The organism is Pantoea sp. S61 (assembly GCF_016625145.1).
GTDB classification, from domain to species: domain Bacteria; phylum Pseudomonadota; class Gammaproteobacteria; order Enterobacterales; family Enterobacteriaceae; genus Pantoea; species Pantoea rwandensis_B.
Genome location: NZ_JACVUO010000021.1, coordinates 58343 through 84003 on the forward strand (window position 1 = coordinate 58343; position 25661 = coordinate 84003).

At 56.3% G+C, this 25661-nt stretch carries 20 protein-coding genes; 15 read left to right on the plus strand and 5 right to left on the minus strand.

Annotation, left to right across the window (positions count from 1 at the left end; translation table 11 throughout):
- Positions 1–167: 167 nt before the first annotated feature.
- On the plus strand, positions 168–2612 hold the full coding sequence (locus IAE30_RS25855) for a DUF3772 domain-containing protein (RefSeq protein ID WP_200538941.1): 2445 nt from the start codon (positions 168–170) through the stop codon (positions 2610–2612).
- Positions 2613–2648: 36 nt separating this feature from the next.
- On the opposite strand, the gene dld is transcribed toward IAE30_RS25855, so the two are convergent.
- On the minus strand, positions 2649–4358 hold the full coding sequence (gene dld / locus IAE30_RS25860; RefSeq protein ID WP_200538942.1) for a D-lactate dehydrogenase: 1710 nt from the start codon (positions 4356–4358) through the stop codon (positions 2649–2651).
- Between the two features lie 155 nt (positions 4359–4513).
- On the opposite strand from dld, the gene bglX reads away from it, so the two are divergent.
- Together bglX and IAE30_RS25870 are read left to right on the plus strand one after the other, a co-directional pair.
- Positions 4514–6811 carry a beta-glucosidase BglX gene (bglX, locus tag IAE30_RS25865; RefSeq protein ID WP_200538943.1) on the plus strand — a complete coding sequence of 766 codons (2298 nt, stop codon included), beginning with the start codon at positions 4514–4516 and terminating at the stop codon, positions 6809–6811.
- 216 nt (positions 6812–7027) lie between these two features.
- Complete coding sequence (locus IAE30_RS25870) at positions 7028–7891, plus strand: oxygenase MpaB family protein (protein WP_038648048.1); 864 nt, start codon at positions 7028–7030, stop codon at positions 7889–7891.
- Between the two features lie 2 nt (positions 7892–7893).
- Here the strand turns inward: IAE30_RS25870 and IAE30_RS25875 are convergent, their stop codons facing one another.
- Entirely contained in the window at positions 7894–8298 is a 405-nt protein-coding gene (locus IAE30_RS25875; protein WP_234472861.1) for a hypothetical protein, read from the minus strand.
- Between the two features lie 114 nt (positions 8299–8412).
- Here IAE30_RS25875 and IAE30_RS25880 point away from each other — a divergent pair, with 114 nt between their 5' ends.
- A complete protein-coding gene (locus IAE30_RS25880; protein WP_200538944.1) occupies positions 8413–9522 on the plus strand; it encodes a suppressor of fused domain protein in 1110 nt (369 codons plus the stop codon).
- Positions 9523–9697: 175 nt separating this feature from the next.
- The gene (locus tag IAE30_RS25885) at positions 9698–11593 is read left to right on the plus strand and encodes a methyl-accepting chemotaxis protein (protein WP_200538945.1); all 1896 of its coding nucleotides are present in this window, start codon (positions 9698–9700) and stop codon (positions 11591–11593) included.
- Between the two features lie 429 nt (positions 11594–12022).
- Here the strand turns inward: IAE30_RS25885 and IAE30_RS25890 are convergent, their stop codons facing one another.
- A complete protein-coding gene (locus tag IAE30_RS25890) occupies positions 12023–13090 on the minus strand; it encodes a LacI family DNA-binding transcriptional regulator (protein WP_038648040.1) in 1068 nt (355 codons plus the stop codon).
- A gap of 196 nt (positions 13091–13286) precedes the next feature.
- Here IAE30_RS25890 and IAE30_RS25895 point away from each other — a divergent pair, with 196 nt between their 5' ends.
- The 4 genes from IAE30_RS25895 (at position 13287) to idi (ending at position 18070) form a co-directional block, all read left to right on the plus strand.
- Positions 13287–14456 carry a Gfo/Idh/MocA family protein gene (locus tag IAE30_RS25895; protein ID WP_200681259.1) on the plus strand — a complete coding sequence of 390 codons (1170 nt, stop codon included), beginning with the start codon at positions 13287–13289 and terminating at the stop codon, positions 14454–14456.
- 10 nt (positions 14457–14466) lie between these two features.
- Entirely contained in the window at positions 14467–15531 is a 1065-nt protein-coding gene (locus IAE30_RS25900) for a Gfo/Idh/MocA family protein (protein WP_038648035.1), read from the plus strand.
- A gap of 104 nt (positions 15532–15635) precedes the next feature.
- The gene (locus IAE30_RS25905; protein ID WP_200681260.1) at positions 15636–17198 is read left to right on the plus strand and encodes an MFS transporter; all 1563 of its coding nucleotides are present in this window, start codon (positions 15636–15638) and stop codon (positions 17196–17198) included.
- Between the two features lie 338 nt (positions 17199–17536).
- A complete protein-coding gene (gene idi, locus IAE30_RS25910; protein ID WP_038648030.1) occupies positions 17537–18070 on the plus strand; it encodes an isopentenyl-diphosphate Delta-isomerase in 534 nt (177 codons plus the stop codon).
- A 28-nt stretch (positions 18071–18098) separates the two neighbouring features.
- Here the strand turns inward: idi and IAE30_RS25915 are convergent, their stop codons facing one another.
- Positions 18099–19565 carry an MFS transporter gene (locus tag IAE30_RS25915; protein WP_038648028.1) on the minus strand — a complete coding sequence of 489 codons (1467 nt, stop codon included), beginning with the start codon at positions 19563–19565 and terminating at the stop codon, positions 18099–18101.
- Between the two features lie 218 nt (positions 19566–19783).
- Here IAE30_RS25915 and IAE30_RS25920 point away from each other — a divergent pair, with 218 nt between their 5' ends.
- Genes IAE30_RS25920 through IAE30_RS25935 form a run of 4 tightly spaced genes read left to right on the plus strand, consistent with a single transcriptional unit; the run spans position 19784 to position 23518 of the window.
- The gene (locus IAE30_RS25920; protein WP_200681261.1) at positions 19784–20692 is read left to right on the plus strand and encodes an ABC transporter substrate-binding protein; all 909 of its coding nucleotides are present in this window, start codon (positions 19784–19786) and stop codon (positions 20690–20692) included.
- Positions 20693–20695: 3 nt separating this feature from the next.
- The gene (locus tag IAE30_RS25925) at positions 20696–21859 is read left to right on the plus strand and encodes an ABC transporter permease (protein ID WP_200681262.1); all 1164 of its coding nucleotides are present in this window, start codon (positions 20696–20698) and stop codon (positions 21857–21859) included.
- Positions 21852–22787 (plus strand): ABC transporter ATP-binding protein, encoded by a 936-nt coding sequence (locus IAE30_RS25930; RefSeq protein ID WP_038648020.1) that lies wholly within the window; start codon positions 21852–21854, stop codon positions 22785–22787. The genes IAE30_RS25925 and IAE30_RS25930 overlap by 8 nt, the downstream gene beginning before the upstream one ends.
- Positions 22787–23518, plus strand: a complete 732-nt coding sequence (locus IAE30_RS25935; protein WP_200681270.1) for an ABC transporter permease — start codon at positions 22787–22789, stop codon at positions 23516–23518. The genes IAE30_RS25930 and IAE30_RS25935 overlap by 1 nt, the downstream gene beginning before the upstream one ends.
- Before the next feature lie 171 nt (positions 23519–23689).
- Here IAE30_RS25935 and IAE30_RS25940 read toward each other — a convergent pair whose 3' ends face one another.
- Positions 23690–24424, minus strand: a complete 735-nt coding sequence (locus IAE30_RS25940; RefSeq protein ID WP_038650207.1) for a MerR family transcriptional regulator — start codon at positions 24422–24424, stop codon at positions 23690–23692.
- 151 nt (positions 24425–24575) lie between these two features.
- Between IAE30_RS25940 and IAE30_RS25945 the strand changes: the two genes are divergently transcribed.
- A complete protein-coding gene (locus IAE30_RS25945; protein WP_200681263.1) occupies positions 24576–25139 on the plus strand; it encodes a helix-turn-helix domain-containing protein in 564 nt (187 codons plus the stop codon).
- Positions 25136–25654: a GNAT family N-acetyltransferase gene (locus tag IAE30_RS25950; RefSeq protein ID WP_200681264.1), complete on the plus strand. Its 519-nt coding sequence runs from the start codon at positions 25136–25138 to the stop codon at positions 25652–25654. Before IAE30_RS25945 ends, IAE30_RS25950 begins: the two co-directional genes overlap by 4 nt.
- Positions 25655–25661 lie beyond the last annotated feature (7 nt).

A 25661-nucleotide genomic window follows, 5' to 3' on the forward strand; every position in this document is an offset into this window, starting at 1 on the left:
GATTGGCGGGATAAGCACTCCCGAACGACCAAAAAAATCCCTAATCGTTAGCACCAAAGTTTTCGCGCTTCATTCCTATAGTTTCCGCTTCGGCTACGCTCTACACTGGCCGCCATCTAAAGTTAACTGGCATTTATCGGCTGTCATTGCGCTGGAATCTCACTCATATGTACAAGCTTCGTTCGCTATTTACCCCATTTATACTGCTGCTGGTGCTGTTAAGCCCGGCACTGAGCTACGCGGATGACAACACTGCCGCCGCGGCTCAGCAAGAGGACGCCGCACCCAAGGTCAATCCGGCGGTTGAGCTGCCGAAAATGCAGAAAATCCTCGACAAGATCAAAGGTCAGGTTTCAGGCGATACCAATGAAAACCAGCTGAACCAGCTGAATGAAATGGCGCTGGAGTTATCCGGCAACGCGGAAACCCTCAGCCAGGCGCTGATCCCGCAAGGGCAGCAGCTGGATGCGCAGCTAGCGGTACTGGGTCCGGCACCAAAACCGGACAGCGGCGTGAAAGAAACGCCGGAAGTGACGCGCAAACGCGCCTCGCTGGAGAGCCAGAAAAGTAAACTGGACGATCAAATCAAGCAGGCCGATGGCATTAAAAATGGCGCGCTGGTGCTCTCCTCCCAGATCGTCAACCTGCGTCGTGACCAGCTGAAGAGCCAGCTGGCGCTCAATTCTGGCAGTATCCTGGGGCCGCGTTTTTGGGCACCGATGGTCAGCCGGCAGGATTTGGACGGTGAGAAGATCAGTGATTTTATCGCTGAACTACAGGACACGGCGGCGCTCTCCTGGGAACCCGGTTGGCGTTTCGGCACCATTGGCTGGTTGATTGCGGCGATGTTGGTGATGACCCTGGGTCGTCGCTACAGCGAAGAGTTTTTGGCTTGGGTGAGCATAAATAAACTGCCAGAAGGGCGCTTGCGTCGTAGCTTCCTGGCTGCGGCAATTGCCTTAACTACCCTGGCGGCCGTGGTGCTGACCTTCAACTTTATCGCGCTGGCATTTACTCGCCGTGATGAAGTTTCAACTGACGTGCAGGATTTTGTTGAGCGCCTGGTGCAACTCAGCGTCTATTGCGGTTTGATCGCCGGATTAGGCCGCGCCTTCCTGTCCACGCGTCGTCCGAGCTGGCGCTTGCCGAGTATCTCCAATGAAGTGGCGCAGGCGCTCAAGCCGTTCCCGCCGATTACGGCAGGACTGGTGTTTCTTTTCCAGACGGCAGAGTCCTTTAACTACAGCGTCGGCACCAGTCTCAATACCACCATCTTCGCGAACGGCCTGACGGCGCTGCTGATCGGCACCACCGGTATGGCGATCAGCATGCGCACTAATCGCGTACGCCGTCGTATGGTGCAGGAGGGCAATGCGCCGGAAGCTCGACCGACCATCGTTGGCCTGGTTCAACTCGCGTTAACCCTGACCGCGCTGGCGATTCTGATTTCGTTAATCATCGGTTATGTCACGCTGGCACGCTTCCTCGGTTATGAGGTGATTTGGTGCGGCATTCTGTTTGGCTCGTTCTACTTCCTTAGCCATTTGATCAATGACGGCTGTGAAAGCCTTTTCTCCACTAACAACGCCACCGGCAAACGTCTGCAGACGTCATTGAACATTGATGAACGTCATCTGCAACAGGCGGCCACGCTGCTGGGCGCCATTGGTAAAACCGCACTGATAGGGATTGTGGCGCTGGCGCTGCTGAACGGCACTTTTGCCTCGTCGACACCGATCGAGCTGATTCAGAAAGTGATTGAGTTCTGGGGCGGCAAAGGTCTGGAATCACTGAACATCGTGCCGGCGCATATGGTGAATGCCATTCTGTGTCTGGTGGTGGGCATCTACGTGCTGCGTTCGGTGCGTCGCTGGCTGGATAAAGATTTCCTGCCAAAAACCACCATGGACGTGGGCATGCGCGTGTCGCTGGTGACGCTGTTCAGCAATATCGGCTATGTGTTGATCATTCTGCTGACGCTGTCGATCATGGGCCTGCAGTGGAACAAACTGGCGTGGATCGTCAGCGCCTTGTCGGTCGGTATCGGTTTCGGCTTACAGGAGATAGTGAAGAACTTTATCTCCGGTTTGATTCTGTTAACCGAGCGCCCGGTGAAAGTGGGCGATCTGGTGAGTATCAGCGGCATTGAAGGGGATATTCGCCGTATCAATGTGCGCGCCACCGAGATTCAGCTGAGTGATAAATCCACGGTGATTGTGCCGAACTCACAGTTCATCTCACAGAACGTGCGTAACGCCACCATGGGCAATGCACAGGGTGTGGTGACCATTATGTTGACCTTCCCGCTGGATATCGATCCGGTGCGCGTGCGTGAGATTCTGCTGGAGGTTTACCAGGAGAACGAGCGTATTCTGGAAACGCCTGAGCCATCCGTCTCATTCAAGGATTTGACCTCTGCGGGTATCGTGTTGAGCGTCACCGGCAACGTGGCGGGCCAGCGTCAGATCTCCAGCGCCAAGAGTGATTTGCTGTTTGATATTCTGACACGCCTGCGTAAAGAGGGCATTGTGCTCTCGACACCGCAGACGATGATCATTGAACGTCGGGCAATACCTGCCGCAGCGCAGGATGAAGGCGAGCAACTGTCATAATCCAATGGGCGGCTCTCGGGCCGCCCATTAGTTTAATCAAGCCTTCACCGCCCAACCCTTCTGCTTACTGGTTTTACCAATCCCCGGATTAAAGGTATTGGTCGGATCGAGCTGACGATAAAACGCCTGCAACTGCGGTTTCGCCTGATAAAGATGCCCGACGTTGTGCTCGGCAGGATATTCGGCACCACGCTCGCTCAGAATCGCCAACATCTTCTCCTTCAGCGCATGCGCATCCACGCCTTTCTTCACGATGTAATCCTGATGGAATACATGGCAGAAGAAGTGGCCGTAATAGAGGCGATGGCTCAGATCGTTGTCAAACTCGGCGGGTAAACGCTCAAACCAGTCACTATCATTGCGGCGCAGCGCGATATCCAGTGCCAGAATATCTTCCACTTCATCCGCATGCACCGCGTGGTAGCGCACCGCGGCACCGGCAGCGGCGAAGCGATGCAGGAAAGCATGTGCGCCTTCCTTGCCGTCACAGGCAAAGAACTCGCCACCGCCTTCGCGGAAGTATTCGTGCAAATACTCCTGCGCTTCCGCTACGCCTTCACCGGACATTTTCAGCATCAGGTGATGTTCAAACTTATCGCGATACTGCTTCATGCGTTTCGGCAGATGGGCAGGTAACCAACCGCTGATGCGCTGCAACACGCGATCGGTGAAGTGCGGTTTAACAAAACTCAGCTTACCCAGCCAGGCATCCACCCGACCTTTCAGCGTGAAGAACAGCGGCATTTTGTCGGTGCCGAGCTTGTCGATCATCACAAAGGTGTCTTTGCCGTACACTTCGGCGATATCGAAAATGTCGCGGTGCATGTATTCGCCCGCTACCGGTAAGTTGTTAAACTCGGCCAGAATATGGCGGCGCAGATCGCCCAATACCGCCGGATCGTTGGTGCCGATATAAAACACCTGCTGTTTTGGTTCGGTGGGGAAGGTATCAAGACGCACGGCGAATACCGCCAGTTTGCCCGCGCAACCCGAAGCCTCGAACAGGCGGCGCTCATCGGCGTTGAAGCGAGCGGGTGTATCCGCATGGATATCGCGCACGCGTTCTGCATATTCATGATCCGAAGCATGACGTTCATCCCAGCGCACATCGCTCTGCTGCCAGCGATCGTCATCCAGTCGACCGAGCATCTCTTCCGGCGAGTGGCCGAGATCCATGCCGAGATGATTGACCAGCTTCAGTTTGCCTTCGGCATCAATCTGCGCATAAAGCGCCATTTCGCTGTAGGCCGGACCGCGTTTGATCAGCGAACCGCCGGAGTTATTACAAATCCCGCCCATAACCGACGCGCCGATACATGAGGAACCGATCACCGAGTGCGGTTCACGTCCCAGCGGCTTAAGGGCTTTTTCCAGCTGATAAAGGGTGCTGCCGGGGAAGGCCAGAATCTGATTGCCGCCATCGATCAGCTGCAATTTATCGAGGCGCAAAGTACTGATGATTACCACTGGACGATCGTAATCATTGCCGTTGGGCGTCGAGCCTTCGGTCAGGCCAGTGTTGGCGGCCTGCATCAGAATCACCGCATCGGCCTGCACCAGCGCCTGCAATACCCGCCATAACTCCAGCAAGGAGCCGGGGAACACCACCGCCAGCGCATCGCCTTCACCAGAGCGGAAACCCTTACGATAGCGTGCGGTTTGTTCCGCCTCGGTTAACAGGTGTGAAGGGCCGACGAGGCGGCGCAGTTCAGCCAGCAGTGTAGGGTGTGAGGTGTTGTTATTCATGAACCTGTCCTTGTCGTTAACGTTGCGCATCTACTTTAGCACGCGTCAACGGCATGGTCGCGGTGTGACATCGGTGGCTACCTGCTATCCTGAACTTGTGGCACACTGGCCCGGTTATTTCGATATTGCGCAGTCACTTAAGAGAACCCGACCTGATGAAATGGATTTGCTCTGTTAGCCTCGCTGTTTCCCTTGCCATGCAGCCTGCCTTCGCAGATGACCTGTTTGGCCCCCATCCGATGACTGAACAGGCGCGTGACGCCTTTGTTAATCAGCTGCTCGGCAAAATGACCCTTGATGAAAAAATCGGGCAGATGCGCTTGATCAGCGTGGGGCCAGACACGCCAAAAGAGGCGGTTCGCGACATGATCCAGCACGGTCAGGTTGGCGCAATCTTCAATACCGTGACGCGTCCGGATATTCGCGCGATGCAGGATCAGGTGATGCAACTCAGCCGCCTGAAAATTCCATTGTTCTTCGCCTACGACGTGGTGCACGGTCAGCGTACCATTTTCCCGATCCCGCTCGGCCTCGCAGCCAGCTGGGATCTGGATGCGATCAGGGAAGTCGGCCGCATCTCCGCCTATGAAGCCGCCGATGATGGTCTCAATATGACCTGGGCGCCGATGGTGGATGTCACGCGCGAGCCGCGCTGGGGACGTGTGTCTGAAGGCTTCGGAGAAGACACTTTCCTGTCCTCACAAATGGGCAGCGCGATGGTGAAATCCATGCAGGGCAAAAGCGCCGCCGACCGTTATTCGATCATGACCAGCGTGAAGCACTTCGCCGCTTATGGCGCAGTGGAGGGCGGACGTGATTACAACACCGTGGATATGAGCCCACAGCGCCTGTTCCAGGATTATCTGCCACCGTACAAAGCTTCTCTGGATGCGGGCAGCGGCGGCGTGATGGTGGCGCTCAACTCACTGAACGGCACGCCAGCGACGGCGGATGGCTGGTTGCTGAAAGACCTGCTGCGCGGTGAGTGGAAATTTAAAGGCATCACCATCAGCGATCACGGCGCGATCAAAGAGCTGCTGAAGCACGGTGTGGCCAGCGATCCGCAGGATGCGGTGCGTATTGCGCTGAAGTCCGGCATCGATATGAGTATGAGCGATGAGTACTACAGCAAATACCTGCCAGGGCTGGTCAAGAGTGGTGCTGTTACCATGGCAGAGATCGACGATGCAGCGCGTCACGTGCTGAACGTCAAATATGATATGGGCTTGTTTAACGATCCCTACAGCCATTTAGGGCCAAAAGGCAGCGATCCGCAGGACACCAATGCCGAGAGCCGTCTGCATCGTGCCGAAGCGCGTGACGTGGCGCGTAAAAGCATTGTGCTGCTGAAAAACTGGCATGAAACCTTACCGCTGAAAAAAGACGCCACCGTGGCGCTCGTGGGGCCATTGGCCGACAGCCAGCGTGACATTATGGGCAGCTGGTCAGCCGCAGGCGTGGCGAAACAGTCGATTCCGCTGCTGCAGGGCGTGCGCAATGCGATGGCGGGCAAAGGCACCGTGCTGTATGCCAAAGGGGCCAACATCACCGATAACAAAGGTATTCAGGACTTCCTCAACCTCTACGAACAGGCGGTTAGCGTGGATAAACGCTCGCCGCAGGAATTGATTGATGAAGCCGTTGCCCAGGCGAAGAAAGCGGATGTGGTGGTTGCTGCCGTGGGCGAAGCGCAGGGGATGGCGCATGAGGCCTCCAGCCGCAGTGACCTGGTGATTCCGCCAAGCCAGCAAAAACTGCTGGCGGCGTTGAAAGCGACCGGCAAGCCGTTGGTGATTGTGCTGATGAATGGCCGTCCACTGACGGTGGTGAATGAAGATCGTATCGCGGATGCGATGGTAGAGACCTGGTTCAGCGGCACCGAAGGGGGGAATGCGATTGCTGATGTACTGTTTGGCGATTACAACCCATCGGGCAAACTGCCGATGTCCTTCCCGCGCTCCGTGGGCCAGCTGCCGATTTACTACAACCACTTGCCAACCGGGCGTCCGTACAACTTCGCGAAGCCGAACAAGTACACCTCGCATTACTACGATGCGGTGAATGGCCCGCTGTATCCGTTTGGTTACGGTCTGAGCTACACCACTTTCACCGTTTCGCCGGTGAAAATGTCCGCCAAAACCATGCCGCGCAATGGATCCGTTGAAGCGAGCGTCACTGTTACCAACACCGGCAAACGTGATGGTGCCACGGTGGTACAGATGTATCTCAACGATCCGGTGGCCAGCATCAGCCGTCCGGTGCAGGAGTTGCGCGGCTTCAAACGCATCATGCTGAAAGCGGGCGAGTCACAGACCGTAAGCTTTAAGATTGATGTGGATGCACTGAAATTCTGGAATCAAAAAATGCAGCATGTCGCCGAGCCGGGCAAATTCAATGTGATGATTGGCCTGGATTCGGTCCGCACGCAAGACGGGCAGTTTGATTATCTGTAAACGTTAGTGCGATTTGGCACAGGGTCAGCAGGAATGCTGTCCCTGTAATGCTATGCTGGCGGGGTGTTGTCAGGTTGACCTAAAAACCTGACAACGCCATGCTTGCCAGGTTTTGCAGGGTTGGCCTGAGTGCTGCTCCTGCAATGCTTTGCTTGCCAGATTTTACAGGGTTGGCATTTATGCCTGCTACGTCAATCAGCTCATCATCCAGACACCATGAATCTTCGTAACCGCATCCAGCAGCAAGTCTTTCGCCTGAATGGCCTCGCACTGAACGAATTCGATATCTCGCAACCGTTGGGCGATCCGGGTCTGTTTGGCCCCGATCATGTGATTTGGCGTGTGCACGGCGATTTCCCTTCGATGCTGTGCGGTGGGATTAGCGCACTCATGCTGCAAATGCTACATCCGGCAGCGCTGGCGGGCGTGTGGGATCACTCTAATTTTCGTCAGGACATGCTGGGCCGTTTACGGCGCACCAGCCAGTTCATCGCTGTCACCACCTTTGGTAACACGCAGGATGCCAACATCCTGATCGAGCGTGTTAAAGGTATCCACCTGCGCGTCACCGGTATTGATAACGCCGGGCAACCTTACGCCGCCAGCGATCCGCATTTACTGACCTGGGTGCACGTGGCGGAAACCAGCCGCTTCCTCGCCGCGCATCTGCGCTATAAAAATCCGCAGCTCTCACTGGCCGAGCAGGATCGCTATTACGATGAAGCGGCGCTCATCGCCGAAGCGCTGGGCGCGGAAAAGGTACCGAAAACGGTGCAGGCGGTGGACGCTTATCTGCAAGCCATGCGCCCGGAACTGATTTGCGATGAACGCACGCTGGAAGTGATGCAGCTACTAATCAATGCACCGGCTCCAAGCTGGCAGGCGAAACCGGCGATGCGGGTGATGCTAAAAGCCGGGATGGGATTGCTACCGGACTGGGCGCAACAGCAAATTCAGCAGCCGATCAGCCCGTTGACACAGTGGCGCGTGGATAAAGAGATCGCGGTGATTGCTGGTTTGCTGCGCTGGTCAATTCAGCGCGGGGCTTATTCCCGCGCCATGCAACGCATGGGACGCTAACGCTACAAATGCATCTCGTCCTGCTTTTTGGTGTAGGTGCGCGGTGTGCGGGCTTCACGTTTAAGGGTGAGCTGGCGCTGCTGATAATGATGAAGCAGCATCCCTAATCCCACTCCCAGCAGCGCTAATGGCAACAAGCTGTAGTAAATGTCGATGGGTAACAACACCAAGAGTACCGCACCACCGAGCATGAACGTGAGCGCTGACATCACCCATGTATAGCGAAGAAACAGCCACACCAAAATCGCGAAAATCACGACATCGCGCAGGTTCAAATCGAGGTTTTGCAGCACCATGCTGAGCAGCTCCGCAAGGAGGAATGTGCAGACAATAGCATGCGAGGCGGCAAATGAATCGCGAATTAATTTGAAGTTTGTCAGGGCGTTGTGCTGGCATTCATCAGCCATTCTCACGGTTTCTGACTGCACTTTGAGAGTTTTACCCTTGCGTCACGTGGTGCGAGTGCCGATCCTGCTCTATTCTCAGGGAAAATGGATCCCTCAAGGCTTTGTCGAGGCGTTATGACACACCAACCTCTGATTGCTGAGGTGCCAAATCAGCAAAACACACTCACCGCTATCGTCGAACAGGATGCGCGCACGGCCTACTTTTACATCTGGCCGAACGATCTGTTTCGCAGCCAGTATGCGGTGCGCGGCTGCTGGCTGCGCAATCTGTTGCCTGCACCGGCGCGTGAAGATCGTGAAGCGATGGAGCAGGGCATTGCGCCCCTGCTCAGCGCAGAGTATTGCCGCACCTTAGAAGCCGAGCCGATGCTCGATCCTGCCGGTCTACAGATTCTGTGGGAACCGAGTGATGACGGCGCAGCCCTGTGGTATTACGGCCAACTGCTGGCGGTGATCCCTGGCTGGAGTCTGTATCAGGATAAGCAGGTCAGTTTCTCCGCGGGCTGCATCAAAGAGAATCGCCTGACCGCGCCGCTCGGCTCCGCCTCCACCAATGATTACTATGCTCGCGCCGAGCAGCAGCGGCACTTCTGGCGTGACTGGCATGACGGCCATTTATGGGATGTTGTGCAGCATGAGCTGATGCAGTGCTACCAGGCGCAGTTTGGTGAGTCGGTAAAGTATTACGCCATCGATCAGGGGAGCTGGCCGCCAATGGCCATCTCTCAGCACTGGCACAATGGCGTGTGGGTTTTTCTCACGCTGGGTATGGGGATTCGGCCCATGCCGCAAGTGGATTACCTGTTTGATGAGCTGGCCCCGCAGTACCGCCGTGTTGAGCTGGCGATGGCAGTGGACGGCGAAGTGATGACCGAAGCCAATGCGGTGCAGATGGCCAGCGCGCTGGCGGAATTCGCGCACTTGCCGTGGGCGCGCCTGACGTGGATTGGCGAAGGGCATACGCTGGCATCGGAAGTGGCGCCAGTGGGCTTCGAGAGTTTCCTGCTGGCCAATGGCTTAGCACCGGAAGGTGCCCAGTTCCGACTGCCCAAGCGCGATGGCGACCGGCCGAATCTGCTGTGGGCCACCCCAATCACCGAAGCGGAACGTCAGTTTGCTCAGGCCGACGATCGCGGTGGACAACAGCTGCTGCAGCGTTTGCGGGCAGAAGGTAATAACCATGTATTTCGGCCACGTCAGGAAGTGGTGGATCCGCCGCAATAGCCCTCTCTGCGGGCGGTTGCCCGCACGCGACTCAGTAAGCGCAACGTTAGTCACCCGCCTAATGATCACCTAAATCAACTATTTGCATTTTTGTGATCTGGCGCACCTCAAGTTCCCCTGCAACACGCCGTTAACCTCGATCAGGCAACTCGCCAACCAGGGTAAGGGCACATCAATGTTAAAAACTACACAATCTCGTTTTACCGCGACGCTGGTCGCATTTTTCGTGGTGCTGATGCTGGTTACCGTGGTGGTGATCAATCAGTTTATCGCTCCGCAGTTAACGCAAAACGAAAGCCGTCTGGTGCGCTATGAGGTGGATGGCCTGGCGGGACGCATCGTCGAGCAGATGAACCGCGTGCAGGCGCAGCAACGTGCCATTACCGAAGCCGCAGGCGTGATGGATAGCGCGTCCATCGACAACTTGCTGCCTGCGCTGGTGAACCAGTATCAGGACAGCAACGTGTTTGGCGGCGGTATTTGGCCGCTGCCTAATCGTCGCGATCCGGCGAAAGAGAAAGACAGCTCGTTCTTTGCCCGTAACGCCAGCAATCAGTTGCAGGTCAATACCTACTGGAACTCGGATGCGGCGGACAAATACTGGGAGCAGCCGTGGTACAAAGACGGTATGGCCGCGGCCAAAGGGCAATGTGCCTGGGCTAAAGCCTATCAGGATGCGGCGAGCCCGCAGCCGCGAACCAACTGTGCGATGGCAATTTATCGTGATGGCACGGTGTGGGGGGTATCAACCATCGACGTCACGCTCGGTTTCTTCAACCAACTGGCGAAACAGATGGGCGACGCCATTCACGGACGTGTATTGATCGTTGAAGCGGATGGCAAAGTGGTGGGCAACGCCGCACTGCTGGAAGGCGCACCGAAGCTGGAAAATCTCGCGGATACGCAACTGCCGATGGCGGGTGCGCTGAAAGGTCTGCTGAGCCAGGCAGGTAATCAGCCTACGCAAACCACCTTTAAAGGCGAAGATGGCGAGCACACGCTGTTCCTGCAGGCGATTGCCGGTAGCCCGTGGTATCTCGCCAGCGATGTGCCGTCCAGTTTGCTGGATGCGCAAACCCACAGCATGCTGACTCGCCTCGGCCTGGTGCAGATCCCGCTGGCGGTGATTCTGCTGCTGGTGCTGCTCGGCTTTGTGCGCGCCATGATGAAACGTCTTAGCCTGCTTAACCGCAATATCGAAGCGCTGTCGACTGGCGGCGCGGATTTAACTCAGCGTCTGCCTGCCAGCAACAGCCCGGAATTTAACGCGGTGGCGCAAAGTTTTAACCAGTTTATTGAGTATCTGCAGGGGTTGATGCGTCAGGTGGGCGACAGCGCACTGGCAATTACCTCTGCCTCACGTGAAATTGCCAGCGGCAACGCCGATCTGTCTGCTCGCACCGAGTCGCAGGCCAGTTCGATTGTTGAAACTGCGGCTTCAATGGAAGAACTGACCGGCACGGTACGTCAGAACGCCGACAATGCCACCCACGCCAATCAACTGGCGGACGGCGCCTCGCAGGTGGCGGCGCGCGGAACGGATGTGGTGCGTCAGGTGGTCACCACCATGGGGGCGATTAATCACTCATCCCGTAAAGTGGTGGATATCATCAGTGTGATTGACAGCATCGCCTTCCAGACCAATATCCTCGCGCTTAACGCGGCGGTGGAAGCAGCCCGAGCGGGTGAGCAGGGTCGTGGGTTTGCCGTGGTGGCGTCAGAAGTGCGTAATCTGGCGCAACGTTCCGCGAACTCGGCGCGTGAGATTAAGAAGCTGATTGAGGAGTCGGTGGCGAATATCGATACCGGCAGCCAGCTGGTGGAACAAGCCGGACAGACCATGGATGAGCTGATGCAGGGCGTGAGCAGTGTGACCACCCTGATGAGTGAAATCATGTCTGCCAGCCGCGAACAGAGTATGGGCATCGAGCAGGTTAACCAGGCGATCACCCAGCTGGATGGCAGCACCCAGCAGAACGCCGCACTGGTCGAGCAGGTGTCGGCTGCCGCGCGCGCGATGGAAGAGCAGAGCGTGCAGCTGGAGCTGGTGGTGCAGAGCTTTAAGTTGTAAGAGAAGCGGTGCGCAAGGAGTGCGCACTTGCTGTAGCGTTGAAAGCTGTCTGTTGAGCGAAAGGTGATAACGCAATCTGGTGCCGCGCAGGGGCCGAGTGTCCTCGCGCCGCTGACGCGGTACCCTCACGTCATTCGTCCGCCTGACGGACCGGCTGGGATGGAACATCCCTGTTCCAGCCCAGCCTTTCGACCGCATCCATGCGGTCTCTCCTGGCAGACTCACTCTGTTCGGCGCTGCGGATTGCCTGCCCCTGCGCGACACCAGCTTGCTTCTGAACTTTTGTGTGGCTTGTTAGAAAAGGCCTATGTGTTTCAGGCTTGAATGGATTGGTGACTCAAAGGGTTATTTCAGCGCCGAGGATTTGACGTTGGGTTTGGGTGCGCAGGCACGATGTTCTTATTACGTTCGTTTTTGGTCTGGGGCATCTCACGGAAACGCGTTACGGATCTCCTCACGCGCGGCATGGCGAGTGGCATTCGCCACCGTACCGCGATCCACCAGTTTTCCCTGCAACAACAGATTGTAAATCGACGACTGCGGACGATTAAGGCGGTTCTGGATCAGTTGGATCGCCTCATAACCCAGCTCGCGACACGGCACCGCAAAGCCGGTGATGGGCATCTCTGGCGATCCTTCCAGCCGGCTGGCTAAATCTGTCGTCATCAGCGAAATATCTTCGGGAATGCGCAAGCCGCGTGACAGCAGTGCATTCTGCACGCCGGTAATAATGCCTTTGCCGCCGGGCAAAATCACATCAGGCCATTGATCGCGTGGGTGTGTATCCAGCCAGTGATTCAGTGCGATCTCGGTGTCCTGCGAGGAGTAAGCTTCGATGACAATCAAATCCTGCTGCGCATTAAACGGCATATGAAAATGGCGGTAAGCGTCTTTGATCCCTTCCAGACGCAAAAATAGCGTCTCACGTCGCAGACAGGTGACGGTCAACACCCGGCGGTGGCCTTGTTCAAACAGATGCTGCATAGCGCTGAAACCAATCGCCCGATGATCGGGGGACACCGCATCCAGCCGCATATCTTTATCACGAGAGTTAATCAGCACACAGGGTTTGCCGAGTGACGCCGCCAGGCTAAAGATCGCTTGATCGTCGATACCGATAATGATGATGGCGCTGATGTTTTTCGCACTCGCCTTCTCCAGAAACAGCTTCACATCGGCGCGCTGCTCTTCCAGCGGGCAATAGCTGATATGCACATCATGCGATGCGCATGCCTCGGCTATCCCGCGTGTCACCTCATGATAAAAGTGATCGCCGCGTGGCGTGAAGGTGCGTCCCGGCGCAAATACCACAATGTCATTGATCAGCAGACGACCACTCACCATTTCCTGCAAGACGCCCAGTCGGCGGGCGCAGTCGACAATCGCCTCACGCGCCTTATCACTGGTGTAGGATTTTCCGCTCAGCACGCGCGAAACGGTACTGACCGAGTAGCCCGTAATTGCTGAAATTTCGTCCATCCTGAGCTTGCCGGCCATAGTGTGATCCCCATCCCAATCATTTTTTGCAAATTTTTGCAGACGCAGTGGACTGATATTAAGACGTTTTTACATTTGGTTCACAAACTCCTGCATCGCTCTGCGAGCATTCTCACAAAAACAGATTGTCCGGTTGGCAGCGCTTTTTTATGTTCCTCGCAAACACCTCAACAGCGGTCATGAGCGGAGAATCACCATGTTAAAAATTGCCATAGTGGGCATGGGCAACATCGCCAATTCACATATCCAGGCGTTTCTGCAGTTTCCAGAGCGCGGCAAAATTGTCGCGGTGGTGGATATGTATCCCGAAAAAGCGCGGGAGAAGTTGCAGCGCTACGGTCTGCACGATGTGCGGGTTTACCACGATCACCGCGAGATGCTGGCCGAGGGCGCGGATATCGACGTGGTCGATGTCTGTACGCCGCCATATGTGCATGCGGAAAACACTATTGCAGCGCTGCAGGCGGGCAAGCATGTGCTGTGCGAAAAACCGATGGCGGCTTCGCTGGAAGAGTGCGATGCGATGATTGCCGCGCAAAAAGCCAGCGGCAAAATTCTGTCAGTGGTGGCGCAGAACCGTTTCACTGATGCGTTCTGGCAGTTGAAAGCCGTGGTGGATTCGGGGCTGGCAGGCAAAATTTGCCACGCGCAGATCGATTCATTCTGGTGGCGTGGCCATTCGTACTACGACCTGTGGTGGCGCGGCACCTGGGAAAAAGAGGGCGGCGGCTGCACGCTTAACCATGCGGTTCATCACATTGATGCCATGCAGTGGATGCTCGGTGCGCCCAGTGAAGTGGTGGCGATGATCGGCAACGTGGCACATGACAACGCCGAAGTGGAAGACCTCAGCGCCGCGATATTCCGCTATCCCAACGGCACGCTGGCGCAGTTGACCGCTTCCGTTGTGCATCACGGTGAAGATCAGAAAATCGTGCTGCAGGGGGAGAACGCGCGCCTGTCGGCTCCGTGGAAAGCGGTCGCCATGCAGGCAGCGGAGAACGGTTTCCCGGAAAAAGAGAACAATCTGGCGCTGGAGCGCGAGCTGGATCGCCTGCATGCCAGCACCGCACCTCTCACATGGACGCTGCACGCCGGACAGGTCGATGACTTCTTCTCGGCGATTGAGCAGCAGCGTGCACCGCTGATTGATGGCGAGCAGGGCAAACGCTCGCTGGAACTGATTACCGCCATCTATAAATCGGCCATCACCAAAAGCACCGTCTCGTTACCTATCCCTAAAGATGATGCCTTTTATCGCACCGGCGGGCTGATCGCCCATGCACCGCACTTCTATGAAAAACAGGCTTCGGTCGACAACTTCGCCGATGTCGATGACATCCCATTGGGCAAAAACTTTGCGTGAGGAAACAACCATGAATAAGCAGGATGGCATGAACTACGCGCCGAAAGGCAAACCGCAGCCGGTGGTGCAGCCGGAGGAATTTATCATTGCGGCGGCCGGACTGGATCACGGCCACATTTACGGCATGTGCAATGGCCTGACCGAAGCCGGAGCCACGCTGAAGTGGGTATTTGATCCCGATGCCGCCAAAGTCGATAAGTTTGTGCAGCAATTCCCGCAGGTCCAGATCGCCGACTCGCTGGAGACAATTTTGGCCGATGCGCAGGTGCAGTTGGTGGCAGGCGCGGCGATTCCGTCAGAACGCTGTGCACTGGGGCTGAAAGTGATGGCGGCGGGCAAGGATTACTTCACGGATAAAGCCCCGCTCACCAGCCTGGAACAGCTGGAAGATGCCAAAGCGATGTGCGCTAAAACCGGGCGCAAATATGCGGTGTATTACAGCGAGCGTCTGCATGTGGAGAGCGCCGTGTTTGCCGGTCAGTTGGTGGAAAAAGGGGCTATCGGCCAGGTGGTGCAAACCCTTGGCACGGGGCCACATCGTGAAGGCACCGGACGGCCCGACTGGTTCTATCAGCGTCGCTATTTCGGGGGCATCCTGTGTGACATCGGCAGCCATCAAATCGAGCAATTCCTCTACTACACCGGCAACAGCGAAGCCACGGTGGTGGCCAGCCAGGTGCGGAATTTCCGCCATCCTCAACATCCGCAATTTGAAGACTTTGGCGATGCGATGCTGGCAGGCGAGAACGGTGCCACCGGTTATTTCCGCTGCGACTGGTTTACACCGGACGGCTTATCGACCTGGGGCGATGGACGCATGACGCTGCTCGGCACTGACGGTTACATCGAGATTCGCAAATACACCGATCTCACGCGTGGCGAGCAGGACGTTGTGTATCTGGTGAACAAAGAGGGCGAGTTCCGCTATGCCGTTTCCGGCGAAGTTGGCTTCCCGTTCTTTGGACAACTGATTAACGACTGCCTCCATCGTACAGAGCACGCCATGACGCAAGCCCATGCTTTTAAGGCGGCGGAACTCTGTGTCAAAGCGCAGATGTTAGCCAATGCGGGATAGCATCCCGGCCCAATAAGTTGATTTCCAATTCTGTTGATAACAACGGCGGCAGGGCATAGCACCTTGCCGCTACTACATACCCTACCAGAACAGGAATCGGATCGATGGTTAAACCTACAGAACGTCGCGTCGGTTATGGCGTCGCAATCGGCTACGGCCTGACGGACTTATTTGGTGGAGGTGCCTTTGCGGTGATTGGCACCTGGCTGCTGTTTTTCTATACCACCTACTGCGGATTATCGGTGTTTGAAGCGGGCTCGATATTTGCCATCGCCCGCGTCATTGACGCGATATTAAGCCCAATCATGGGCTACATTACCGACAACTTCGGCAACACCTGGCTGGGACGTAAGTTTGGCCGCCGTCGTTTCTTCCTGCTGATCTCTTCTCCCTTGATGCTGCTGTATGGCGCACTGTGGGTCACGGATATGGGCTACTGGTACTATCTCGGCACCTATCTCACCATCGAGTTGCTGTCAGCGATGGTGCTGGTGCCGTGGGAAACCTTGTCCTCGGAGATGACCAATCGCTTTAGCGAGCGCACACGTCTTTCGGGCGTGCGCCTGATGTTCTCGGCGCTTGGCAGTTTCCTCGCCGTCTCGGTGCCGGGCGTCATCATGACCTATACCGGCAAAGATAATGCCATTACCTATACGCTGACCGGCATCATCTTCTCGGTGATTTATTGCGTGGCGGTGTTTATTACCTGGCTGACCACCTGGGAGGCCAAAGACATCCAGCCGGAAGAGGATGTAGCGCAACATTCGGCGCGTCAAGGCAGCCTCAAAGCCCACCTGAAGTATCTGTTTGTCGATTTGGCATCGTCTTTTAAAATCAGAGCCTTTCGCCAGCATCTGCTGATCTATATCTGCTCTTTCACCGCGATGGATGCGTTTCTGGCGGTGTTCACCTATTTCGTGATCTATGGCCTGAAGCAGGATGCCTCACTGGCTTCGCTGCTGCTGAGCAACATGATGTTTATGTCGATTCCCGGCACCTTCATTTTCATGATGCTGCTGGGCCGCTTTAATATGACGCCCTCCAACGCGCTACGGATCTCCTACCTGAGTATCGTCGTCATCTTCCTGTTCCTGTTTGCGGTTTATCTCTGGCAATGGCAGGTGCCCACGCTGCTGTTCAGCGCAGTCTTTCTGTTTTTGGGCATCGTACGCGCCGGGCTGTTTTACATCCCGTGGAACATCTACAGCTTTATCCCCGATATTGATGAGATGGTGACCTGTAAGCGACGTGAAGGGATATTTGCTGGTGTCATGGTGTTGACGCGTAAAAGTTCGGTGGCCATCGCCATTTTCATGATTGGCATCGTGCTGCAGGAGAGTGGTTTTGTAAAAGGCAACGGCGCGCAACCGGAAAGCGCCATCCATGCGATTGTCGGGTTGATGGTGTTTGTTACCACGGCTCTGCTGATGGCGAGCTTCTGGCTGACTTTTAAATTCAAACTGACGCAGCGTAGCCATAAGTTGCTGATCAAAGAGGTGGCGCGCCGCAAATTGGGTGGCACGGCGAGAGGTTGCGATGCTGAAACGCGTGTGGTGATTAAAGATCTCACTGGTTATGAATATGATGAAGTGTGGGGCGCAACCCGTCACACAACTGCCCGCGATACGACGATCGAATCCGAGCTAAAACTAAAGGGGCGACCTTAGAACGCATGCCTCCCCGTTTGGGATTTTTGCAAATATGGCTGCCATGTGAGGAATGGCAGCTTTTGCGCGCTTATACCGTTCGAGCTTTTAAAATGCGATGACGTGGGATGCAAAGGGGCCGGAATGGCGCTCGCAACCGCAGTTCAGCTGATGACTACGACAGCTTTATTCTGCTCAGCGCCGATCAATATGATTTCTGCCTCCGTCGTCGTTACCGCTTTGTCTGATGACTGCTAAGCTTAAATTTCGCCACTTAAGCGCACGGAATGTGCGCGATTTCCTCAGTTTCGGTCTTTGAGGTTGTGTACAATAGCTGAGAATTATCTGAAGGAGTTGTCATGCCCGCCATTGAAGTTATTCTCGTCGACCACCTCGATCGTCCCACCGGCAAGATGGAAAAGCTGGAAGTACATGAGAAAGGATTGCTGCATCGTGCGGTGACGGTCTACGTGTTCAATTCGCGCCATGAACTGCTATTGCAACGTCGTGCTAATGGTAAATATCATTGTGGCGGCCTGTGGAGCAACACCTGTTGTGGACATCCTTATCCGCAGGAATCGACCCGCGATGCGGCTGAACGTCGCTTGCGTGAAGAGATGGGGATGCAACTGGCACTGACCCCGGTGTTCGAGTTGAGCTACAACCTGCCACTTAGCAATGGGCTGACCGAGCACGAGTATGGCCACGTCTTCTTTGCCATTAGTGATGTTGAGCCGAAACTCAATCCGGAAGAAGCGGATGCCTGGTGTTATCGTTCGGTTGAACAGATTCAGCAGGAGATGCAGGATCAGCCCGAACAATTTACGCCCTGGTTCCTGCACACCTTCCCACGCATTCCCCATACGTTCGGCGATTTCCGCCTGACCGCATAAAAAACGCCCCGTGAAGGGGCGCTGTTATTTACACAAAGTCTTCCGCATCCACATCGTAGCCTGAGGGTTCCCAGCGAATCGCCAGCAGCGCCAGCAAGCCAATCAGCGGGGCAAGGAAAATCACCCAGAACACGCCGGTGCCAAAGGCCGCCACCAGCAGTGGGAACAGGAACAGCGACACGGTTGAACTGCCGCGCATCAGCGTCTGGTTAAAGCCAACACCCACGCCACGCAATGAAGCAGGGTAGCTCAGCGAGGCAAAGGTCATGGTGTGTGAACCCGGACCGAACCCCTGACCAAACAGGAACAGCGCCAGCATCGCAATCGCCAATGCCGCTTGTTCACCGCCTTCCGGACGACCAATCAGCGCCAGACCCAGTAACGCAATGCACTGACAGCTGTAACCCGCCACCGACATCTTCCACGCGCCGAGACGCGGCACCAGACGCACGGCCAGCAAGCCACCGACGAAAGCGAACAGCAAATTCAACGCCAGTGACACCAAAATCGTGGTCAGCATCGATTGCGCAAAGAAGCTGGAAATAATCACCGGCAGGCCAAAAGCCACCGCGTTATAGGCAAACGATGAAGCAATAGAGGTCACGGTGGCCAGAATCGTTCGGCGACGATAAACCCCCTGCAGCAGCGCGCCATAGTTACGCCAGCTGGCTTTGCGCACCGGTTTAGCGGGCGTCAGTTCTGCATCATCCGCAACGTGTGCATTGATGTTGTAAGAGCGCTGCAGGATCTGCGCGGCGCCGTGCAGATTGCCCTGATTGGCCGCCCATACCGGTGACTCACTCATATAACGGCTGCGAATGGCGATGATCAGCAACGCCGGCACCGCGCCGAAACCAAGAATCAGCCGCCATAACCAATCGGTGTGACTCTCCGGCAGCACCGCATACAGCAGCAGCACCAGCAGATAGGAAATACTGATCGCCGCATACCAGGTGGGGCACCACATCGCCACGCTGGCGGCCTTATTCCCTTGCCCGCGCAGTTTAGAAAACTCGGCAAGAAACGCCATGGCGACCGGCAAATCGATGCCAACGCCTAGCCCCATCACAAAGCGCGCACCGCCTAACACATATTCGTTAGGGGCAAAAGCGCAGGCGAGAGCGGCAATCACAAAGAAGAACATATCGGCCATAAACACGCGGTAGCGACCAATTTTATCGGTGAGATAACCGCCAATCAGCGCACCCACAATCGCGCCGAAGGTAATCGCGGAGGCCACCATGCCGGTGCCGGTCGGCGTCAGGTTAAATTCGCGCGTGACATCTTTGATACCAAAGGCCAGTGCGCCGAGATCGTAGGCATCCAGGAACACTCCGCCGAGGGCGATGGCCACCACGATGCGCGCATTGCTGCGTGATTCGTTGCTGTTGTTAACGAGATTCGACACGTCAGCCGCGCTGCGTATCCACTTGGTTTCGCCAGTTGGCGCATTCCCTGCCAGCGCGACGTGCGCCGGAGAAGCTAAATCGGACATGATGTTATGTATTTTATTGTAAAGAGTGGGCCTATGAGAATAAGCCTACTAAAACGCAATAAAAATTCCATTTGGTTATAAGTCCTGCAAATGGGTTATAAGCAATGTGCATTAAATAGCAGAAAAAGCTCGAACTTAGGCGCTTGACCGCCCCCATCCTGTTTCGCCAGGCTACGCTTGATAGTCACAGACTGAAAACATAAGCAGAGGACAGCGGCATGATTAAGCAGGGTTTATTGGGGATAATCGCACTCGCGATGGGTGTAAGCGCAGCGAATGCCGCCGATCCGGTTAAGGTCGGTTCAAAGATTGATACGGAGGGCTCGCTGTTAGGCAACATTATTCTGCAGGTGCTGGATAAACATGGGGTGAAAACGGTTAACAAGATCCAGCTCGGCACCACGCAGGTCGTGCGCGGAGCCATCACCGCAGGTGAACTGGATATCTACCCGGAATACACCGGTAACGGCGCGTTCTTCTTCAGTGATGAGAAAGATGCGGCCTGGAAAAATGCGCAGCAGGGCTATGAGAAGGTGAAAAAGCTCGATGCGGATAAAAACCATCTGGTGTGGTTAGCTCCTGCACCCGCCAATAACACCTGGACCATTGCGGTGCGCGGCGATGTGGCACAGAAAAATAATCTTAACTCCCTCGACGATCTCAGCGCTTACCTGAAAAAAGGCGGAACCTTCAAGCTGGCGGCGTCGGCGGAATTTATCGAACGCAGCGATGCACTGCCTGCGTTTGAAAAAGCCTACAACTTCAAGCTGGATCAGTCACAGCTACTGTCGCTGGCGGGCGGTGATACAGCGGTGACCATCAAAGCGGCCGCGCAGCAAACGTCTGGCGTAAATGCCGCGATGGCCTATGGCACCGATGGCCCGGTCGCGGCGCTCGGACTGCAAACCCTGACCGATCCGAAAGGGGTGCAGCCGATCTATGCGCCTGCGCCAGTGATCCGCGAAAGCGTGCTGAAACAGTATCCGGACATCGGCAACTGGTTACAGCCGGTGTTCAGTAAGCTGGATGAGAAAACCCTGCAACAGCTCAATGCGCAGATTGCGGTTGACGGTCAGGATGCCAGCCAGGTGGCGAAGCAGTGGCTACAGCAGAATAAGTTGCTGTAAGCGGTGTCGTTGTTACTGAGACCGCGCCAGCAGCCGGTGCTGCTGGTTTTAACGCTGCTGATCACGCTGGCTCTGGCTACCTTGCCGTTACTCAGTTTCGCCGCCAACCGACTGGTGTCCGGACAGCCGCTGATGTTATGGCAAGTGGCGCAATCCTGGTTGTTGCTGCTGCCGTTACTCTGGTTATGGCAAGGATTGTGGTGGAAGCCACGGCGTCGCAATCTGGTGATGGCATTGCTGGACGCTGAGATTCTGTTTGCGCTGCTGATCTTTATTGGCGGGCAGACGGCGGCGCAGCTGGCTAACAATGGCAGCCCGTTGGCACGTACGGCCTTTGGCAGCGGTTTATGGTGTGCGGCGGCGCTGGCGTTATTGCTGGCCGCTGAGGCTATCCGCCAGCTCACCGCCAGTACGCCATGGCGTATCCTGCTGAATCTGCAAATCTGGCTGGTGCCGCTGCTGTTATTGCTCAGCGGTCATCTCGACCACCTCTCTCTGATGAAAGAGTATGCCAACCGCACGGCGGTATTTGATGCCGCCTTCAGCCAGCATCTGCTGTTGCTGGCTGGCACGCTGTTGCCGACGGTATTGATTGGTTTGCCGCTCGGCCTGGTGATTGCCCGGCGATCGCGCTGGCAAAGTGCCGCTTTCAGCGTACTCAACCTGATCCAGACCGTGCCTTCTGTGGCGTTGTTTGGTTTGCTGATTGCGCCGCTGGCGGGGCTGGTGGCTCACTTCCCGGTACTGGCAAGTTGGGGCATCAGCGGTATTGGTCTGGCTCCGGCGCTGATTGCGCTGGTGCTGTATGCGTTGCTGCCGCTGGTGCGCAGCGTGGTGGCGGGGTTGCAGCAGGTGCCGCAGGAGGTACGTGAAACCGCACGCGGTATGGGCATGAGCGAGCTGCAACAGTTCTGGCTCGCCGAACTCCCGCTGGCGCTGCCGGTGTGGCTTTCGGGCTTGCGCGTGGTGGTGGTACAAACCATTGGCCTGGCGGTGATTGCCGCGCTGATTGGTGCCGGTGGCTTTGGCGCCATTGTTTTTCAGGGATTACTAAGCAGCGCACTGGACTTGGTGTTGCTGGGCGTGATTCCGGTGGTCGCGCTGGCGGTGGTGTTTGATGCCGCATTGCGTTTACTGTCGGCACTGCTGGAGAGAACCGATGATTGAGTTTCACCAGGTAAGCAAAATATTTGCCGGCAAAGCGGCGGTGCGTGATCTCACGTTGCACATTGAGAAGGGCAGTTTCACCGTGCTGATTGGCACGTCCGGTTCAGGCAAATCCACCACGCTTAAAATGATCAATCGGCTGGTGGAACATGACAGCGGCGAAATCCGCTTTGCCGGTGAACCGATTGAACGCATGGATGCGCGCGCGCTGCGGCGGCGCATTGGCTACGCCATTCAGTCGATTGGCTTGTTCCCGCACTGGAACGTGGCAAAGAACATCGCCACCGTGCCGTCACTGCTCGGCTGGCCGCAGGCAAAAATTCAACAGCGCGTAGAGGAACTGCTGGCGTTGCTGAATCTGGATACGCATCTGGCGACGCGTTTTCCCCATCAACTCTCCGGCGGTCAGCAGCAGCGGGTTGGCGTGGCGCGCGCCCTGGCGGCCGATCCCGAACTATTGTTGATGGATGAGCCGTTTGGCGCGCTCGATCCGGTGAACCGTCAGGCGCTGCAACAGGAGATGCTGCGCATTCAGAAGCTGTCAGGACGCACGGTGGTGCTGGTGACGCACGATATCGACGAAGCGCTGACGCTGGCGGATCAACTGGTATTGATGGATGGCGGTGAAATCGTGCAGCAGGGCAAGCCGATTGAACTGCTGACGCAACCGGCCACGGATTTTGCCCGTGAATTCTTTGGCCGCAGCGAGCTAGGCGTACGGTTGCTGGCATTGGGCCGTGCGGGCGGTGCAGCACGGCGCGGTGAGTGGCTGGACGGTGAGCCGATAGCTGCCAGCCTGACGCTGCGTGAGGCGCTGTCTCAGTTTATCGCCCGGCGCACCGACAAACTGCCGGTGATCGATCAGCATCAACAGCCGTTGGGTGTATTGCACTTCAGCGATCTGTTGCGCCAGCGGGAGGCGATGTGATGCGGTTATGGCGCGATCCCCTTTACTGGCTGCTGGCGACGTTTTTGCTGTTGCTGTGGGGATTGCCGTACAGCGGATCGCTGTTTACCCACTGGTTCCCGCAGCTGGAACGTCCGTTATATCAGCAGGAGAGCTTCTGGCGGCTGGCCCTCGCACATCTGTCACTGGTGGTCAGCGGCAGCGCCCTGGCGATAATTTTTGGCGTAGGCTGTGGGGTTTTCGCCACGCGACGTGCCGGGCGGGCATTCAGACCGTTACTGGAGACGCTGGCGGCAGCAGGGCAGACTTTTCCGCCGGTAGCGGTGCTGGCGATAGCCGTGCCAGTGATGGGATTTGGCGCGACACCTGCCATTATGGCGCTGTTTCTTTACGGGCTGTTGCCGATTTTGCAGGGCACGCTGGCAGGATTAGATAGCGTGCCCGACAGCAACCGGGAAATTGCCGTTGGGCTGGGTATGGGGCCCTGGCGGCGCTTATGGCAGATTGAACTGGCGCTGGCCGCACCGGTGATCATGGCTGGCGTGCGTACATCGGTGATGATCAGCATCGGCACCGCAACGATCGCTTCTACGGTGGGCGCAGAAAGTCTGGGATCGCCGGTGATTATCGGACTGAGCGGCTTTAACACCGCCTATGTCATTCAGGGCGCGCTGTTGGTGGCGCTATTGGCACTGATTTGCGACCGCGTGTTAGAACGCGTGCAACGTCAACTCAGTGGCTGGGAAGGATAAGACTGTAGCCTACCAGCATCATGCCACCCATGCCGCCAATGGCCATCACGGCAAACAGGGTGCCAATGAGAATTTTATTCCAGTTCATAAGGGAAACCTGAGAAAAGTCATGGAGTGCGGCATGATAACGCGCACACCCGGCAAGGCAAAGGCCGTGTGTGCGATTTTTTGTCAGGCTGGTTCGTGAATATGGGTGGCAAACCCTTGCGCCTGCCAGTGCTCAAACTGCTCTAATTGGCGTCGTGTTGGTTTTTTACCGGTCCAGATAAACAGATTCTGACCGGGGAACAGTTCAGGACGCGGCATATCCAGCGGCTCGGCTAAGACATCCATGCGCCAGCCCTGCTGTGACAAGCGCCAGGCTTCGAGCCAAAGACGGGTACGATCTTCCACGCCCCAGCCAATCATTAAAGCATCTTTGCCGGCCTTTTTTCGGCCGCCAGCGAGACAAAACGCCACGTAATCAATCAGTGCGCCATCTAACAGGCTACACATGGTGCGCGCGGTGTGCTGATCCAGCCCCAGACGTTGACGCACCGGGACAAACACATGATCAATCAGTGCATCCACCGGATGTTCGCGGCCAATGGTGGCAATTTTAGTGCGTAGTTTAGCCGGACGAACGTGACGCAGCACGCTCATTAGCTCTTCCTGCAGTGCGGTCCAGCCATCGTGCACATTAATGCTTTGGCCTTCCAGCAGGGCTTTGACCTTGCCAACAGGCACACCACTCTCTATCCAGCGTTTGATCTCTTCAATCCGCTGAACATCTTCATCATCAAACTGGCGGTGACCGCCTTCTGTACGCTGAGGTTTTAATAAACCGTAACGGCGCTGCCAGGCGCGCAACGTTACCGGGTTGATTCCACAGCGTTCGGCAACATCGCCGATACTGTATAAGGCCATGGCGTCCTCGAAAATTCTGACCTGCATTACAACACCTTAACTGCCTCGTTTGGGTTGTACAACTCTTTTATGTTTGTACAACTTGACGGTTTATGCAAATTAAGGCTTTATTTCATATGTGAGAATTATTTCCCATATATGAGAGGTGAACATGTCTGTACCGGATACCGAAGACCGACTGGCCGCACGTTTAGCCGAATTGCGTGTGCAACGTGGCTGGTCACTGGACGAACTGGCGATGGCTACCGGCATCAGCCGGGCTTCATTGTCGCGCATTGAACGGGCTGAAACCAGCCCCACAGCCGCTTTGCTTAACCGGCTGTGCGTTGCCTATGGCTTGACCATGTCACGCCTGCTGAGTGAAGTGGAAGAGGAAGCGGCGCTGCTACTCAAGGCTAGCGATCAAACGGTGTGGCGTGATGATGCCAGCGGGTATCAGCGCCGCAGCGTCTCGCCACCGGCCAGCCACTTCAAAGCGGAAATGGTGGAAGGCGTGCTGCGCCCCGGCGCGCGCATCGATTATGACGCACCTCCGGTACAGGGGCTGGAACAGCATATCTGGCTGCAATCCGGCGAGCTGACGTTCACCATGGACGATCAACGCTGGACGCTGCAGGCGGGGGATTGCCTGCGTTTTCATCTCACCGGCAAATCATCATTTCAGGCGCACCCGGAAGGCGGCGCACGTTACATTTTGGTGGTGTGCAAACCATGACTGAAATTGAACAGTTAAGTGCTACACAGGCACAGCCCCTGCTGGCCGCGCTGACCGAGGTGTTACACGGTTGCGTGGCTGACGGGGCCAGCGTCGGTTTTATTGATGCCGGGGATCGCGCAGCAATGGAACGCTTCTGGCAGGATAAAATCTACAGCCTGGCAAGCGGCGATAATCAACTGCTCGTGGCGTGGCAGCAGGGTGTGATTGTCGCGACAGTGATGGTCGGGTTTAGTGCTATGCCGAATGGCCGTCATCGCGCGGAGATCAGTAAATTGCTGGTGCATCCCCGTGCCCGGCGTCAGGGAATTGCGCGTCGTCTGATGCAGCAGGCTGAGCAATTAGCGGTTGAGCAGGGTAAAACACTGCTGGTGCTGGATACGCGCAGCGGCGATGTGGCCACGCAACTCTACTTATCGATGGACTGGCAAATTGCGGGTTCCATTCCGTTGTACGCCGAATCGACGGAAGGGGCGTTAGATGCCACCACGGTGATGTATAAAGTGGTGGGGTGATTGCACC